Raw genomic sequence first — 14137 nt, 5'->3', positions numbered from 1 at the left:
AGCCCTGCTTGCATCGGCAGCGGGTGTCTGGGGAGGAAGTTGTCTGTGGATCAAGACATGGGGGATAAGAAGTCAAGAGGGACCATGGGTCTTGATCGCTACCAAGGCCGCTGATTGGCTGGCCGACATGAATGATCTCGGAGCCGTTGCGTGGCCGCCTGCACCGATCAAGACCGAGAGGCTCGTGCTGCGTGAGCCCGAGGCCAGGGACCGTGCGGCGTTCGTCGAGCTGCACGCCTCGCCGGAGGTGCACACCTACCTCGGCGGCCCCCGGCCGCGTGACGAGCTTGAGGGTGAGATGCCCGAGGTGCCCGGGCGGCGGCCCGGGAGTTTCGTCGTCGATCTCGACGGGGTGATGATTGGCCAGATCCTGCTCAGGAGAGTAACGGAGCACGTTTGCCACTCTGCCGTGGGGAAAGTCGATCTCGGCTACCTGTTCCTGCCGCAGGCGTGGGGACTCGGGTATGCCGCCGAAGCGTGCGCGGCGGCACTGGACTGGCTCGAAGACATCCTTCCGGGTGAGCCGGTGGTGCTCGCCACCCAGACTGCCAACGCCCGCTCGATGCGCCTCGCGGCAAAGCTGGGGTTCACCGAAGCGGAACGGTTCCGGGCCTGGGACGCCGATCAGTGGCTCGGCTTGCGGGCCCCTGTCACGCCCTCCAGTTGAGCTGGAAGGAGTGGCGCGAAGGCGCGCTGTTCGTCGAACGGCTGCCGGGTTTGCAGACAGTGGTGGAGCTGGCCGAGGAAGCGGTTGAGCAGGTGGCGTTGGGCGGCGTTGTGCCAGTCTCCGTGTTCGCGTCGGCGCCGGTAGTGGGCGTTGGCTCCGGGTGAGGCGGTGAGGGATGAGAAGGCCCAGAGAAAGCCGGCGTGCATGAGCCGGTTGTTCTTGACGAAGCGGCGGCCGACGAAGTGCTTCTTGCCGGAGGCCCGGGTGATCGGGGCCGAGCCGGCGTAGGACTTCAGGGCTCTGGCGTCGGCGAACCGTGTCCGGTCGTCGCCGATCTCGGCGAGCAGTCGGGCTCCGAGCAGGGGGCCAAGGCCGGGGAAGCTGAGCAGGATCTCGCTGTCGGCGTGCTCCTTGAAGGCGGCTTCGGTGGCCGTGGTGAGGTCGTCCGCGGCCTGGCAGGCGGCATCCAGCTGCTTGAGCAGCGCCAGCAGCTGCTGGCCGAACGTGTCCTCGACGGCCGGGCGATGCCGGGCGTACTCGGAGCGGAAGATCTCCCGCAGGCGCGCGGTCTCAGTGTCGAAGCCGCGTGCGGCCGCTGCGCTTGAGGGCGGCGCGCAGTTGGGCGAGGGTGAGTTTTGCGGCCTTCGCCGGGGTCGGGGCGAGGGCAAGGATCACCCGGGCGTCTGCCCTGGTCAGGCCGCCCTCCTTGCCCTGGAAGACGTGCAGGGCGGCGGGGTAGTACTCGCGCAGCAGCGAGCGGACCTGGTTGGCGACCTGCTGGCGGCTCCAGACGGCGTCCTGCTGGGCTCGGGCCAGCACGGTGATGGCCTGGGCGAGTTCGCTGTCGGCGGGCAGCGGCCGGTGGGCGGGCATGTCGGTGCGCAGGATGTTCGCCAGGACCAGGGCGTCGCCGGGGTCGGACTTCTTGCGGCTGACGCCGTGCCGGTCGCGGTAGCGGGAGGCGGCGAGCGGGTTGATCGCGAAGACCTTGCGATCACCGGTACGCAGGACGGCCACGAGTAGCCCGCGGCTGGTTTCGATGGCCACAGGTATGGGGGTCTCCGGGCTGTCGCCGTGCTCGGCCAACAGGTCCAGGAGCTTGCTGTAGCCGGCCGCGTCATCGCTGATGCGAGCCTTGGCGAGCAGGGTGCCGGTGTCGTCGACGACGGCGACGTCGTGGTGGCGCTCCGCCCAGTCGATGCCGCAGAACACGGTCAAGCCATCCTCCCAGATCCGTTCATTTATGCAGGTCACGAGCACATGCGGGTCGCGCAGCGTCCTAATCCCAGGACTCACAGGTCCGCCATCTCAGTAGCCGTTCGCGACACCAGCGCACTCCAGGGGCTCGGTCTGTCTGCAGAGCTCGCGGGCTCGCGGGTGAAACAAGAGGTCGACCCCGGGGGCGGGCTCGTGCCGTGACGATCAACGTTCGGCCGGCCGCCGGGAGTTTCACGGTGATCACGGAGGCGCCGGGCTGTGCCGCTCTTGACAGAGGTCTCTAAGGACCAGGGGAAACGAAGGCATCAGCCCGGCGCCCGCGTCATCACCGCGAGGTGCGGACGGTGGTGGGGTCCGTGGCCGTGGCGCAGGCGCCGGGTCTCGCCGCTCTAGGTGAAGGCCTCTCGGGCCAGGCTGACATCAGGCGTTGCCCGACGCCCACGACACCGCCATGGATCCCACCGGTGGACAGCGGCGCCAGTCTCAGAGCGGGTCTCCAGGACCATGAGGGCCGAAGGCGTTCCGCTGCCCGTTGTCGACCACTCACCCAGCCCCTTGCGAAGACCGGACCGAGCCGCCTACACCCCGGATTAGGGGAAGCGGCGGTGCTGGCCGCTGTAGTAGCTGGGCTTGCGGGACCTGACCGGGCAGAGCAGGTGGCGTGGCGCGGATACGAGGCGCTTGAAAACGCCGAAACGGCTGTTCGCAACCTGGCCGCCGCCCTAGAAGACAGCGGAGAGGCCCCGAGCTACCGCTATCAGTACCTTGACCAGAGCCGAAGAGAGATCGCACAGATCTACACAGAGTTCATGAGGGTTGCTGGGGAGATCCTTAGTAAGCCCACTGCCTAGGTATCCCTCTCTCAGCAACCCCTCCACTCACCCCTACGGGCCGGCAGCCGGGAGGAATTGTCAAGACTTGTGGATGAGGAGTGGTTGCCTGCTGGCAGGCGAAGGGACTTGAGTCTCCAGTAGGGGGAGACACAAAGGTGGGGTCATGGACGGCGACACGCTCTACTCGATCGGCGAACTCGCTCGACGGACCGGTCTCACGGTCAAGACCGTTCGGTTCTACTCCGATCGCAGAATCGTGGTGCCGACGGACCGCAGCCCGGCCGGCTACCGCCTCTACAGCATCGACGCCGTCGCACGCCTGGACCTCGTGCGGGCCCTGCGCGAGCTGGGACTGGACCTTCCCACGATCCGCAAGGTCGTGGACCGCGAGCTCTCGCTTCCCGAGGTCGCCGCGGTGCACGCCGAAGCACTGGCAGCGCAGATCCGCGTCCTGCGCCTGCGGCGCGCGGTGCTGATGACGGTGGCCGAGCGCGGGTCCACACCTGAAGAGACGGAACTCATGCACCGGCTGGCCCAGCTTTCCGAGGACGAACGCCGACGTCTGATCGGCGATTTCCTCGACGCCGTCTTCGGCGGTCTTGACGCCGCCCCCGCATTCGCGGGGGTCATGCGCTCGATGACCTCCGAGTTGCCCGACAACCCGGAGGCAGAGCAGATCCAGGCGTGGGTGGAGTTGGCCGAGATGTCCCTGGACGAGGGTTTCCGTACCATGGTGCGGCGGATGGCCGAGGACCTGGCGGCCGAGCAGACCCGAAGCGACATGATGGGCCCGCGCCGCGACATTGCCGCAGTCGTCCGTGACCAGGTCGGCCCGGCCCTGGCCGCCGGCATCGACCCGGCCTCGCCCCAGGCCGATCCGATCGTCGCGGCGTTCACGGCGCACTGCGCGCACCTCCTCGGCCGCCCCGACGATGTCGAGCTTCGCCTCCGGCTGGCGACTCGGCTGGAGAGCGTGAGTGACCCCCGCAGGGAGCGGTACCTCCAGCTGCTTGCAGTGGTCAACGGCTGGCCGGCCCCGGAGAGTCTGGCTCCAGTGTTCGATTGGTCCGTCCAGGCTCTGCGCGTCCGGACACGGCAATGACGGGGCGGTCGCCAGGCGGCATGGGGCGGACGCGGCTGGCGTCGGGTGAAAACGCCGCCACATATGATCGGTTGATGAGTACCCCGGTCGTACTTCAGGCGGCCGCGTCGCCGGGCTCTCCCGCTCTCGTTCTTCGCCCCTGGCGCATGGAGGACGTTGCCGCATTGGTCGAGGTGAGCCGGGATCCCGCACTGCGCCAGTGGACGAGCTCTGTCGTGAACAACGATGCCGACGGGGCACGCTGGGTGCAGGCTCAGCAGCAGGGTTGGGCAGCGGGGGACCGGTTCGGCTTCGCCGTTCTTGAGACACCACCCGGTTCAGTTCGCGAACAGTTGGTGGGCAACGTGGTCCTCAAGGAAGTCACCTCCGGCAAACCGGTGGCCGAAGTGGGCTACTGGACCGCGGCGCACGCTCGCGGGCGGGAAGTGGCCTCCCGCGCTCTGGAGGCACTCACCAACTGGGCCTTCGACACCTTCGAAGCCGACGGGCTGGAGCGTCTCGAACTCCTGCACCGGGTGGACAACCTGGCATCGTGCCGGGTTGCACAGAAGAGCCGCTACGACTTCGACTCCATCCTGCCCGCGGCACCGCCCTCCTTCCCGCGCGATGGCCACCTGCACATACGGCGCACGGGTGCCTGAGATCCTCCCGGCTTCTGCGGATCGGCTGAGGCCGCTCACGCCGAGAGGGTCTCGGGGCGTTCGACGAGGTGGCCGCGTTCGAAGCGGGCCCCGGCACGGACCAGAGCGACGAGGTGGGGTGCGTTCACAGCGCGCCAGCGGGCCTGGGCTGACTCGACCAGCTTGAAAACCATCGCCAGCCCGGCGGCCCGGCTGCCACCTCCACCCCGGTGCCGGCCGATCCCCCGCCGGAGGCATCGTCTTGACCGTGGGCCGCGTTCTGCGGTGATCGCCTCATGGCCACCGGCCCTGTCCACATGTGGGCGCGCGTCGGCGTCGGCCGCGCCGAGCGGGCCGGAGGCAGGAGCGCGGGCGCGGCCAGAGCCGGGAAGCGCGCCCGGCGGAGCGGAGCGCAGCCGGGGCTTGATGAGGTAGGGACTGTCCCTCGGGCTCTGCGCTATGAGTGCCACGGTCTCAGTTCCGGTCTCAGTCACTGCTTTTTCCGTGAGCGTCCACTCTTGTCCCCAGACCTCTGGAACACCTGCTGAGCAGGCAGTGAATCGACCCTATGCATGCCCACGGACGCCTCCGGACCACGGTCGGACAACTCGTAATGCGTAGGTCTCGGGTTCGAATCCCGAAAGCGGCTCCACTGGAACCCCAGGACCGATCGTTTGCGGCCTGGGGTTTTTGGCGTGTCCGGTGCGCCTGCGCCCTTCCGGCCGTGGGCCATGGCGCTGGACGGACCGGCCGTGTCAGTCGGGTGGGGCGCAGTGGCTCAGCAGGGCGCAGATCGATCCGTCGACGAGCCGGTAGCGCACGACGCGGCCGTGTTTCTGGCCCTCCACGATGCCCGCGGTCCGCAGCAGGCGCAGCGCCTGGGAGACCGCGGTGTCCCGCATGCCCGTGGCGAGCGCCAGGTCGGTGACGGCGATGGGGCCGGCCGCGTGGAGCGCGAGCAGGAGTGACAGGCGTCCGGGGTCGGAGAGCAGCGAGAAGCGGTCCGCCCAGGCCCGTACCCGCTCCGGCTCGCCGACGGCGGCGATGGCGTCACAGACCCGGTGACCGTCGATGGTGCGCTGCCCGGCACGTTCCGCGGGGACCAGATGCATGGCCGCATCTTCGCAGGCTCCCGCTTCCATGGCTGCACGGCGATCAGATGTCTGCACGGCCGGCCCCGTCTGCTCGGTGATCCGTGTCTGCTCGGCGATCCCTGTGCGCATGGCGATCCGTGTCCGCACGGCCCCCTGGCCGCATGGCTGTCTAGTTTGCACGGTCGTCGTATCCGCTCGGCTGTCATACCGCTCGGCCGCCATATCCGCTCCGCGCGTCATACCTGCTCAGCTGTGCAGCCTTGCAGCTGTCGGCGCCGCCTCCTAGGGTGATCAAGCCGTGGTGTTCGGGAAGACCGGTGACGGCCCCTCAGGGGCCCAGGCCGGAGCGGCCCTCGCCACTGTGATCGGGGAGTTCCCGCCCTTAGGGACGCCACTGGCCGCACGGCCGGGAAGGCAGGGGCGGGCGCGTCGACCCGTCAGCCAGGAGACCGGCCACGGCATCACGAAGCTGATCCACGAGGTGCTGGAGCGTGACCGTATGACCGTGTCCGAAGGCGTGACCCAAGGTGCGTCCGGAGGTGCGTCCGGAGGCGTGTCCCAGGGAGCGTCCGGAGGTGGGCCGGACAGCGTCGCCGCGGTGACCTTCCGCTGGCGCCGAGAGGACACCGTCCGCACCGCCGGACTCCTCGCGGTGATCGTCGCCCTGCACGTGGCCGCGTTCGGGATCCTGTTCCTGCTGGTGATACCGCAGCACTACGAGGTCGGCACCAAGGCGTTCGGCGTCGGCCTGGGCGTCACGGCGTACACGCTCGGCATGCGGCACGCCTTCGACGCGGACCACATCGCGGCGATCGACAACACCACCCGCAAGCTGATGGCCGACGGCAAGCGGCCGGTGTCGGTCGGCTTCTGGTTCGCGCTGGGGCACTCAAGCGTGGTGGTCGTCATGGCCGCGCTGGTCGCCGGCGGCGCGAAGCTCGCCGGCACGCTGATGAACGACGGATCCCGGACCCACCAGGTCCTCGGCACCGTCGGCACCACGGTCTCCGGCAGCTTCCTGTACCTGATCGCCGCGCTCAACCTCGCCGCGCTCTTCGGCATCCTGCGCGTCTTCAGGGCGATGCGCGCCGGACGCTACGACGAGGCGGAGCTGGAGGCCCACCTCGACTCGCGCGGCTTCATGAACCGTCTCCTCGGCCGGCTCACCAGGTCCATCCGCCGCCCGGGGCAGATGTTCCCGCTGGGCTTCCTGTTCGGCATCGGCTTCGACACCACGACCGAGGTCCTGCTCCTCGCCCTGGCGGGCAACGGCGCCGCCGCCGGGCTCCCGTGGTACGCGGTGCTGTGCCTGCCGCTGCTGTTCGCGGCGGGCATGAGCCTGTTCGACACCCTCGACGGCACGTTCATGAACTTCGCCTATCAGTGGGCCTTCTCCAATCCGGTGCGGAAGGTGTTCTACAACCTCACCATCACCGGACTGTCCATCGCCGTGGCCTTCTTCGTCGGCACGATCGAACTGGTCGGCGTTCTGCACGACAAGCTCGGTCTGCACGACGACGTCACGGACCGCATCGCCGGCCTGGACCTGGACAACGTCGGCTACGTCATCGTCGGCCTGTTCGTGGTCGTCTGGGCCGTGGCCATCGCGTACTGGCGTCTCGGCAAGGTCGAGGAGCGCTGGACGGCCCGCGCCACCGACGGGGGCTGAACGGGGAGGGGTGGCCGCCGCCGACTGTCCCGGAGGGGTGGCCGCTTCTCGAAGGTGATCAAAAGCCGCTTCCTATAACCAGACAAAAGCGGGGCAAAGGTGCCGCAAAGTGAACTGGCGTCTGATGAACCCGGGGACCTGAGGCAACATCTTGGTGAACGGCGGGCGCCGCGCGGTCGGGACGGGGTGCCGCCGCCGGCCGTATGGGGTGAGGACGTGATGGAGCCGAGGATCGCCGTCGCCGTGGTGACCATGGGCAACCGGCCCACCGAGGTCGACGCCCTGCTGGAGTCCGTGGCCAAGCAGGACCTCGCCCCGGCCCGCATCGTGATCGTCGGAAACGGCTGCCGCCTGCCCGAGTTCGCCCGCCGGCTCTCGCTGCCCGGCGAGGTCACCACCGTCGACGTGGCGGAGAACCTCGGCTGCCCGGGCGGCCGTAACATCGCCCTCTCCCGGTTGCGGGAGTTCGGGGACGTCGACGTCGTGGTGGAGCTGGACGACGACGGGCTGCTCGTCGACGCCGACGTCCTGCGGCGGGTGCGGGACCTGTACGCCGCCGATCCCGGCCTCGGCATCGTGGGTTTCCGCATCGCCGACGAACACGGCGAGACCCAGCAGCGACACGTGCCACGGCTGGGCAAGTCGGATCCGATGCGCGGCGGGCATGTCACCGGGTTCCTCGGCGGCGGACACGCCCTGCGCATGGCGATGCTGGCCGAGATCGGGGACTGGCCCGCCCGGTTCTTCTTCGCGCACGAGGAGACCGACCTCGCCTGGCGGGCCGCCGACGCCGGCTGGACCATCCGGTACGTCCCGGAGCTGCTGCTCCAGCACCCCAGGACCTCACCGGCCAGGCATGCCATCTACTTCCGGGTCAACGCCCGCAACCGCGTCTGGCTCGCGCGGCGCCGGCTGCCCCTGCCGCTCGTCCCGGTCCACCTGGGTGTGTGGACGCTGCTCACCCTGGCCCGCACCCGCTCGGCGGCCGGGCTGAAGGCATGGTTCGGCGGATTTCTGGAGGGGGTGCGGGAGCCGGCCGGCGAACGGCGGCCGATGCGCTGGCGGACGGTGTGGCGGCTCACCCGGCTCGGACGTCCACCTGTGATCTGAACGGCGCGAGGGCCGTCACGGCCCGGCGGCCGGGCAGTGGGGACGGGACGGAGCCCCGGTCGTTCACCTCCGCCGGCCGGGGCTCCTTTGTGTCCCCGGATCCAGCCGGCGGCGACACTCCCCCGAGTTACGCGACTTACGCGCGCACCGTCGAACCGGATCCGATGAAATGATCACATCAGGATTCGCCAACAGATCGCTAACATGTGGCCAACGGTTCGACGGCAGGTTGCGGGCCGGATGGCCGGAAGTCGCCCTGCGACAACGGAACAGGCCATGGGCCAGGCGGTTCAACGGCCTGAGCGACACACGGAAGGTGGCGGGAAACCGCTGCGGACAGGGCGGGATTCCGCCAGAGAACGGCGGGCACACGCCCGGCGTCGACGCACGGCCGGTCCCGGCCGCGCAGGAAAGGCAGTGAGGCGGCGAGATGCGGCGGTACGAGCTGCGGTTCGGACTGCTGGGACCGCCGGTCCTCTACGACCCCTTCGTTTCCGCCGAGTCCGTCGCGTCCCCCCGTGATGGCGCCGGTGAGGCCGCGCGGGATGTCCCGGAGGACAGCGCCGACGACGGCGTCCGTCCCATCGGCAGCCCCAAGGTGCGCGCCCTGCTCGCCGCGCTGCTGCTGGAACCCGGCCGCGTCGTGTCGGTCGAGTCGCTGAAGGACGCCCTGTGGGGCGGGATGCCGCCCGTCTCCGCCCAGGCCTCGCTGCACAACCACGTCACCCGGCTGCGCCGCCTCCTGGACGACCCCGACCGGCTCAGGGCCGTACCGCCGGGCTATCTGCTGCGCGTCGACCACGGCGAGTTGGACGTGCACGTCTTCGACGCGCGGGTCGGCGAGGCGCGCGGCGCCCACACTCTGCGCCAGTGGCCGGACGTCGTACGTGCCTGCATGTCCGCGCTCGCGCTGTGGCGCGGCACCCCGCTCAGCGGGCTTCCCGCCGACCTCGGCGGCTACGCCCTCGTGCAGCGTCTGGAGGAGGCGCGGCTGCTGCTGTTCGAGTGGCGCTACGACGCCGAACTCGCGCTGGGTGGCGCCCGTGTGGCCGCGCTCGTCCCCGAGCTGGCCGCCCTCGTCGCCGAGTATCCGCTGCGCGAGGCCTATCACCGGCAGCTGATGCTCGCCCTGCACCGCACCGGCCGTCAGGCCGAGGCCCTGGCCGTCCACCGCGACCTGCGGGCCCGCCTGGTGGAGGAACTCGGTGTCGAGCCCGGTCCGGCCGTCCGCGCGGCGCATGCCGAGGTGCTGCGCGGGAGCGGCGAGGAGCGGCGGCGGAACGAGGGAGGTGGTGACCGGCGGCGCGCCGCGAAGGATGCGGAACGCCGGAAGCCGGACGTTCAGGTGGGTGCGGCCGGTGCCGAGTCGCCCGCCGCCTCCGCACGCGAAGCCGGCTCCGCCGCACGGCAGACCCCGCGTCCGGCCCAGCTGCCGGCTCCTCCGGCCCACTTCACCGGTCGCGTGGACGTGCGCCGGGAGCTGCGCGAGGTGCTGGCCGAGCCGCCCGTGCCGGCCCTCACCGTCGCGGTGATCAGCGGCATGGCGGGCGTCGGCAAGAGCGCGTTGGCCCTGCACGTGGCCCATGAACTGCGGGAACGGTTCACCGACGGTCAGCTCTACGTCAATCTGCACGGCGCCACCCCCGGCATGCCCCCGCTCACCGCCGCGCAGGCTCTGGGCGCCCTGCTGCGCGACCTCGGGGCCGACCCGCGCAACATCCCCGAACACCCGGACGCGGCCTCGGCGTTGCTCCGCTCGCTGCTGGCACCCGCGCACATCCTGCTGGTGCTCGACGACGCGGCCAACGCCGCGCAGGTACGGCCGCTGCTGCCGGCCGGCCCGGGCTGTGCGGTGATCGTCACCAGTCGTTCGCCGCTGACGGCTCTCGACGGCGCCCGGCGCTTTCCGCTCGGCCCGCTGACCAGCGAGGACAGTGCGGCCCTGCTGCGTGCGGTGAGCGGACGCGAGGGGCTGAGGGCCGGGCATGCCCTGGTCGAGCTGACCGGCCGGCTCCCGCTCGCACTGCGCGTCGTCGCCGCCCGGCTCGCCGCCCGGCGGGCGCTCACCCCTGACGTGCTGGCCGGCCAACTCGCGGCCACCGAAGGGCGCTTGCACCACCTGGAGTACGACGACCTGAGCGTCCGGCGCTCCCTGGCCGTCGCCCATGACGCGCTCGCCGCCGCCGACCGCGAGGCCGACCGCGACGCGGCCCTCGCCCTGCGGCACATCGGCGCTCTCGACCTTCCTGTGTACGGCGCCCCGCTGATCGCCCGGCTCACCGGCATCGACGAGCGCCGCGCCGAGGCCGCGCTGGACCGTCTGGTCGACGTCGCCCTGCTGGAGGAGACGGCGTTCGGCCGCTACGCCCCGCACGATCTGGTCCGCGACTTCGCCCGCGAGCTGGCGGACACGGGAGTGCGGAGCGACGGCGACCGCGCCGGCAGGCCCCCGACGGCTCCTGCCCCGGCCCCGGACCCCGCCCCACCCGGCGCTACGGCCTTCACCCCCGCCTCGGAGCCGGGCGAAGCCTCCGCCGCGGACACCTCCACCACGCAGCCCGCCCCGGGCACGTCCACACCCGGCACCTCCGCGCCGGACGTCTCTGCCCCGGGCACCTCCACACCCGGCACCTCCGCACCCGGCACCTCCGCGTCAGGCACGTCCACGCCCGGCGACTCCGCACCCGCACCGGCCACTGGTGCCGCCGGTGCCGTCGAATCCGACGGCACCGGCAGCACGGCCGCTTCCGATCTGGCCGCCCTCCGCTGGTACGCCGCCGTGGCCGACCGGCTGCTGGCGGCGATCGCCGAGCCGGGTCTCGACCAGGACGACCGACGCCGGCCGACCGCCGCGCAACTGCCCGAGCACGCCGAGGACGTCGCCGCCCTGCCCTTCTTCGAGTCCGCCGAAGCGGCCTTGGCGTGGAGCGAGGCGGAGCTGGAGAACATCGTCACCCTGGTGGAGCGGAACGCGGGAACGGCCGACGTACGGCGGTCCGCCCACCTCTCCACGCTCGGGCGGCTGCTCTTCCCGTACGTGCAACGCAGTGGGCGGGTCGCCGAGATGGAGGTGCTGGGGCGGGCCGCACTGCGGGCGGCGCGGCAACTCGGTGACGCGGCGGCCGAGGCGTACGCGCTGGGAGACCTGGCGGGCCTGCACTTCCTGACCGGGCAGCAGGGTGACGCCCTCGCCCACACCGACCAGGCCATGGAGATCTGGCGACGGCTCGGCATGACCGCCGGGATCAGGCGCTGCCTGAACAACCGCGGGCTGCTGCTGGAGGGGCTGGGGCGGTACGAGGAGTCGGCGCAGGCGCTGCGGCAGAGCCTCGCGTATTCGAGGCAGCTGAACGATCCCTACGGTCAGGCCGTCACCCACAGCCACCTCGGCAACCTCTTCGAGCACACCGACCCGCGTGCCGCCATCGACCAGCACCGGCGCTCACTGGCGCTGGGGAACACGGTCGGCGCGGTCATCGTGCAGCACACGGCGCACTGCAACATCGGTTACGCCCACCTCGCCCTCGGCGAAGCGGCCGCCGCCGCCCGGCACTTCGAGGAGAGCTTGCGGATCCTCGGCGGCCACGGCGACTGGCACGGCGAGTCCCAGACCCGGCTCGGTCTGGTCCGGGCACTGCGGGAGCTGGGGGAGGGCGAGCGGGCCGGCGCCGAGTGCGCCGAGCTGCTGCGCCGGGCCGACGCCCGCGCAGACCGCTACATCGGCGGCCTGGCCCGGCACCAGCAGGGGCTGCTGCTGCGCGCGGAGGGACGCGCGGCGGAGGCATACGGTGCCTGGCGCGCGGCGCTCGTGGCGCTGGCCGCAACGGACGAGCAGACGGTCCTCACGGAGCTACGACGACTCCTCACCGACTGAGCGGACCCGACGGCGGTTCGCTCGGCGTCGGCATGGCGGTGCGTCTCGGCCGCGGGGGAGTGGCCCTCGGCGGATGCCCGCGGGCTGAGCAGGACCGGCGGCGGTCTCCTCGGAGCCGGCATGATGCCGTGTCCCCGCCGTGGTGGAGCGGCCCGTGGTGGAGCGGCCCGTGGTGGAGCGGGCCGCGGTGGTTGCCCGCCGGCCGAGCAGGCCGGCGGCCGCCTACTTCGCGTCGGCGTAGCACTCCACCACCGCCGTCGTGAACGGGAACCGCACCGGTGTCTCGCCGAAGGTCAGCCGTCCGGCGAGGGCGGCGGACTCGCGGATCGCCTGGACGACGGTGCCGGCCTCCTCGGCGGGGCAGTGCACGATCACCTCGTCGTGCTGGAAGAACACCAGTTCGGCCTGGAGGCCCGCGCAGGCACGGCGCAGTGCGGCGAGCAGCAACAGCGCCCAGTCGGCGGCGCTGCCCTGCACGACGAAGTTCCGCGCGAAGCGGCCACGCGCACGCGAGTCGGACGACGCGTAGCCCGGCACCCAGCCCTGGCGGTCGGTCTGCGGCTCGGCGTCGTCCTCCCCGACGGGGATCCCGGCCTCTTCCGCGCTCTCGCCCGAGCCGGCCGCCGGCGGGCAGGTCCGGCCCAGCCAGGTGCGGACCAGCCGGCCCTCCTCCCCCGCGCGCGCCGCGTCGTCGACGTAGGCCACCGCCCTGGGGAAGCGGCGGCGCAGCGCGGCGAGGTTCTTCAGGCCGTCGCCCGAGGTCTGGCCGTAGACCGCGCCGAGCACGGCGAGCTTGGCCTGGTTCCGGTCGCCGGAGAAGGCGCGGTCGGAGACGGACTGGTACAGGTCGCTCTCGCGGCCGGCCACCTCCATCAGCCCGGGGTCGCGGGAGATGGCGGCCAGTACCCGCGGCTCCATCTGGTCGGCGTCGGCCACCACCAGCCGCCAGCCGGGGTCGGCCACCACGGCCCGCCGGATCACCTTGGGAATCTGCAGGGCGCCCCCGCCATTGGTCACCCAGCGCCCGGTGACCGTACCCCCGGCGAGGAACTCGGGGCGGAAGCGGCCCTCGCGCACCCAGTCGTGCAGCCAGGCCCAGCCGTGTGCCACCCAGATGCGGTACAGCTTCTTGTACTCCAGCAGCGGCTCGACGGCCGGGTGGTCGACGGACCCGATCTCCCAGCGGCGGGTGGACTTCACCTTGATCCCGGCCTGCGCGAAGGCCTTGACCACATCGGCGGGCAGGTCCGGCCGCACCCGGCGGCCGAACGCGGTGGACACCTCGTCCGCCAGCTCGGCGAGGCGGCGCGGCTCGCCCCCGCCTGCGTACCGCTCGCCGAGCAGGTCGTGCAGCAACTCGCGGTGGACGTCCGCGCTCCAGGGCAGACCCGAGCGGTTCATCTCGGCGGCCACCAGCATCCCGGCCGACTCGGCGGCCGTCAGCAGCCGCATCCGGTCGGGGTGGGCGGCCCGCCGGTGGCGCTGCTGCTGGTCGGCGTAGACCGCGAGGAGGTCTTCGAGGGGCACCCGGGTGCCGGCCGGCTCGAACAGCGGTGACTGCGCGCCCGGCTCGGCGGCTCGCTGCGGTGGGTCGGGCGGCACGGGGCCGCCGCGGAGGCGGGCCAGGGCGGCGGCGGCCGAGTGCGGCTCGCCGTACCGCCCCTCGTGGCCCAGCAGGAGTGTCTCGGCGTCCTCGATGTCGTAGCACCGCTCCACTCGCACCCCCGTGGCGAGCAGACGCGGATAGACCTCGGGGGTCGACCGCCACACCCAGCGCGTCACCTCCGGGCGGCTCCGCACCGCCTGGGCGGGATCGCTCTCCCGCCGGACCGGCCCGGCGGGCAGCCCGTCCGGGCCGAGGGGGGCGACGTCCACGCCACCGTCCTCGGCCGGCGCGAGTGCCCACCGGTCGGTCATGACAGCGAGTGTGGCAGCCGGCTCTGACAATGG

The 14137-nt window shown here is 71.7% G+C and carries 9 protein-coding genes, 2 pseudogenes and 1 riboswitch; of the genes and pseudogenes, 7 read left to right on the top strand and 4 right to left on the bottom strand.

Features of this window, described 5'->3' with window-relative positions; genetic code table 11:
• The first annotated feature begins 127 nt into the window (after window positions 1-127).
• Window positions 128-667 (top strand): GNAT family N-acetyltransferase, encoded by a 540-nt coding sequence (locus ACGFT2_RS29080; protein ID WP_393284032.1) that lies wholly within the window; start codon window positions 128-130, stop codon window positions 665-667.
• On the opposite strand, the pseudogene ACGFT2_RS29075 reads toward ACGFT2_RS29080, so the two are convergent.
• A pseudogene (locus tag ACGFT2_RS29075) lies at window positions 625-1900 on the bottom strand (IS110 family transposase). The gene ACGFT2_RS29080 and the pseudogene ACGFT2_RS29075 sit on opposite strands and share 43 nt — an antisense overlap.
• Before the next feature lie 590 nt (window positions 1901-2490).
• Here ACGFT2_RS29075 and ACGFT2_RS29070 point away from each other — a divergent pair.
• The 3 genes from ACGFT2_RS29070 (at window position 2491) to ACGFT2_RS29060 (ending at window position 4461) form a co-directional block, all read left to right on the top strand.
• Window positions 2491-2736 (top strand): hypothetical protein, encoded by a 246-nt coding sequence (locus ACGFT2_RS29070; protein ID WP_393283686.1) that lies wholly within the window; start codon window positions 2491-2493, stop codon window positions 2734-2736.
• A gap of 145 nt (window positions 2737-2881) precedes the next feature.
• Window positions 2882-3820 (top strand): MerR family transcriptional regulator, encoded by a 939-nt coding sequence (locus tag ACGFT2_RS29065; RefSeq protein WP_393283683.1) that lies wholly within the window; start codon window positions 2882-2884, stop codon window positions 3818-3820.
• Window positions 3821-3894: 74 nt separating this feature from the next.
• Entirely contained in the window at window positions 3895-4461 is a 567-nt protein-coding gene (locus ACGFT2_RS29060) for a GNAT family N-acetyltransferase (protein ID WP_393283680.1), read from the top strand.
• A gap of 35 nt (window positions 4462-4496) precedes the next feature.
• On the opposite strand, the pseudogene ACGFT2_RS29055 reads toward ACGFT2_RS29060, so the two are convergent.
• Both ACGFT2_RS29055 and ACGFT2_RS29050 read right to left on the bottom strand, forming a co-directional pair.
• A pseudogene (locus ACGFT2_RS29055) lies at window positions 4497-4664 on the bottom strand (IS256 family transposase); the annotation flags it as partial.
• Between the two features lie 531 nt (window positions 4665-5195).
• On the bottom strand, window positions 5196-5552 hold the full coding sequence (locus ACGFT2_RS29050; protein WP_393283677.1) for a metalloregulator ArsR/SmtB family transcription factor: 357 nt from the start codon (window positions 5550-5552) through the stop codon (window positions 5196-5198).
• A gap of 264 nt (window positions 5553-5816) precedes the next feature.
• Window positions 5817-6007, top strand: a riboswitch (cobalamin riboswitch).
• Between ACGFT2_RS29050 and ACGFT2_RS29045 the strand changes: the two genes are divergently transcribed.
• The 3 genes from ACGFT2_RS29045 (at window position 6004) to ACGFT2_RS29035 (ending at window position 12187) form a co-directional block, all read left to right on the top strand.
• Window positions 6004-7203 (top strand): HoxN/HupN/NixA family nickel/cobalt transporter, encoded by a 1200-nt coding sequence (locus ACGFT2_RS29045; RefSeq protein ID WP_393284029.1) that lies wholly within the window; start codon window positions 6004-6006, stop codon window positions 7201-7203. It overlaps the preceding riboswitch by 4 nt.
• A 216-nt stretch (window positions 7204-7419) precedes the next feature.
• Entirely contained in the window at window positions 7420-8313 is an 894-nt protein-coding gene (locus ACGFT2_RS29040) for a glycosyltransferase family 2 protein (RefSeq protein WP_393283675.1), read from the top strand.
• 430 nt (window positions 8314-8743) lie between these two features.
• A complete protein-coding gene (locus tag ACGFT2_RS29035) occupies window positions 8744-12187 on the top strand; it encodes a BTAD domain-containing putative transcriptional regulator (protein WP_393283672.1) in 3444 nt (1147 codons plus the stop codon).
• Between the two features lie 222 nt (window positions 12188-12409).
• Here the strand turns inward: ACGFT2_RS29035 and ACGFT2_RS29030 are convergent, their stop codons facing one another.
• Complete coding sequence (locus ACGFT2_RS29030) at window positions 12410-14104, bottom strand: bifunctional 3'-5' exonuclease/DNA polymerase (protein WP_393283669.1); 1695 nt, start codon at window positions 14102-14104, stop codon at window positions 12410-12412.
• Between the last annotated feature and the right edge of the window lie 33 nt (window positions 14105-14137).

The organism is Streptomyces sp. NPDC048514 (genome assembly GCF_043199955.1).
Classification (GTDB): Bacteria; Actinomycetota; Actinomycetes; order Streptomycetales; family Streptomycetaceae; genus Streptomyces.
The sequence above is the reverse complement of the archived record's forward strand: the minus strand, read 5'-3'. Positions and strand labels throughout refer to the sequence as shown.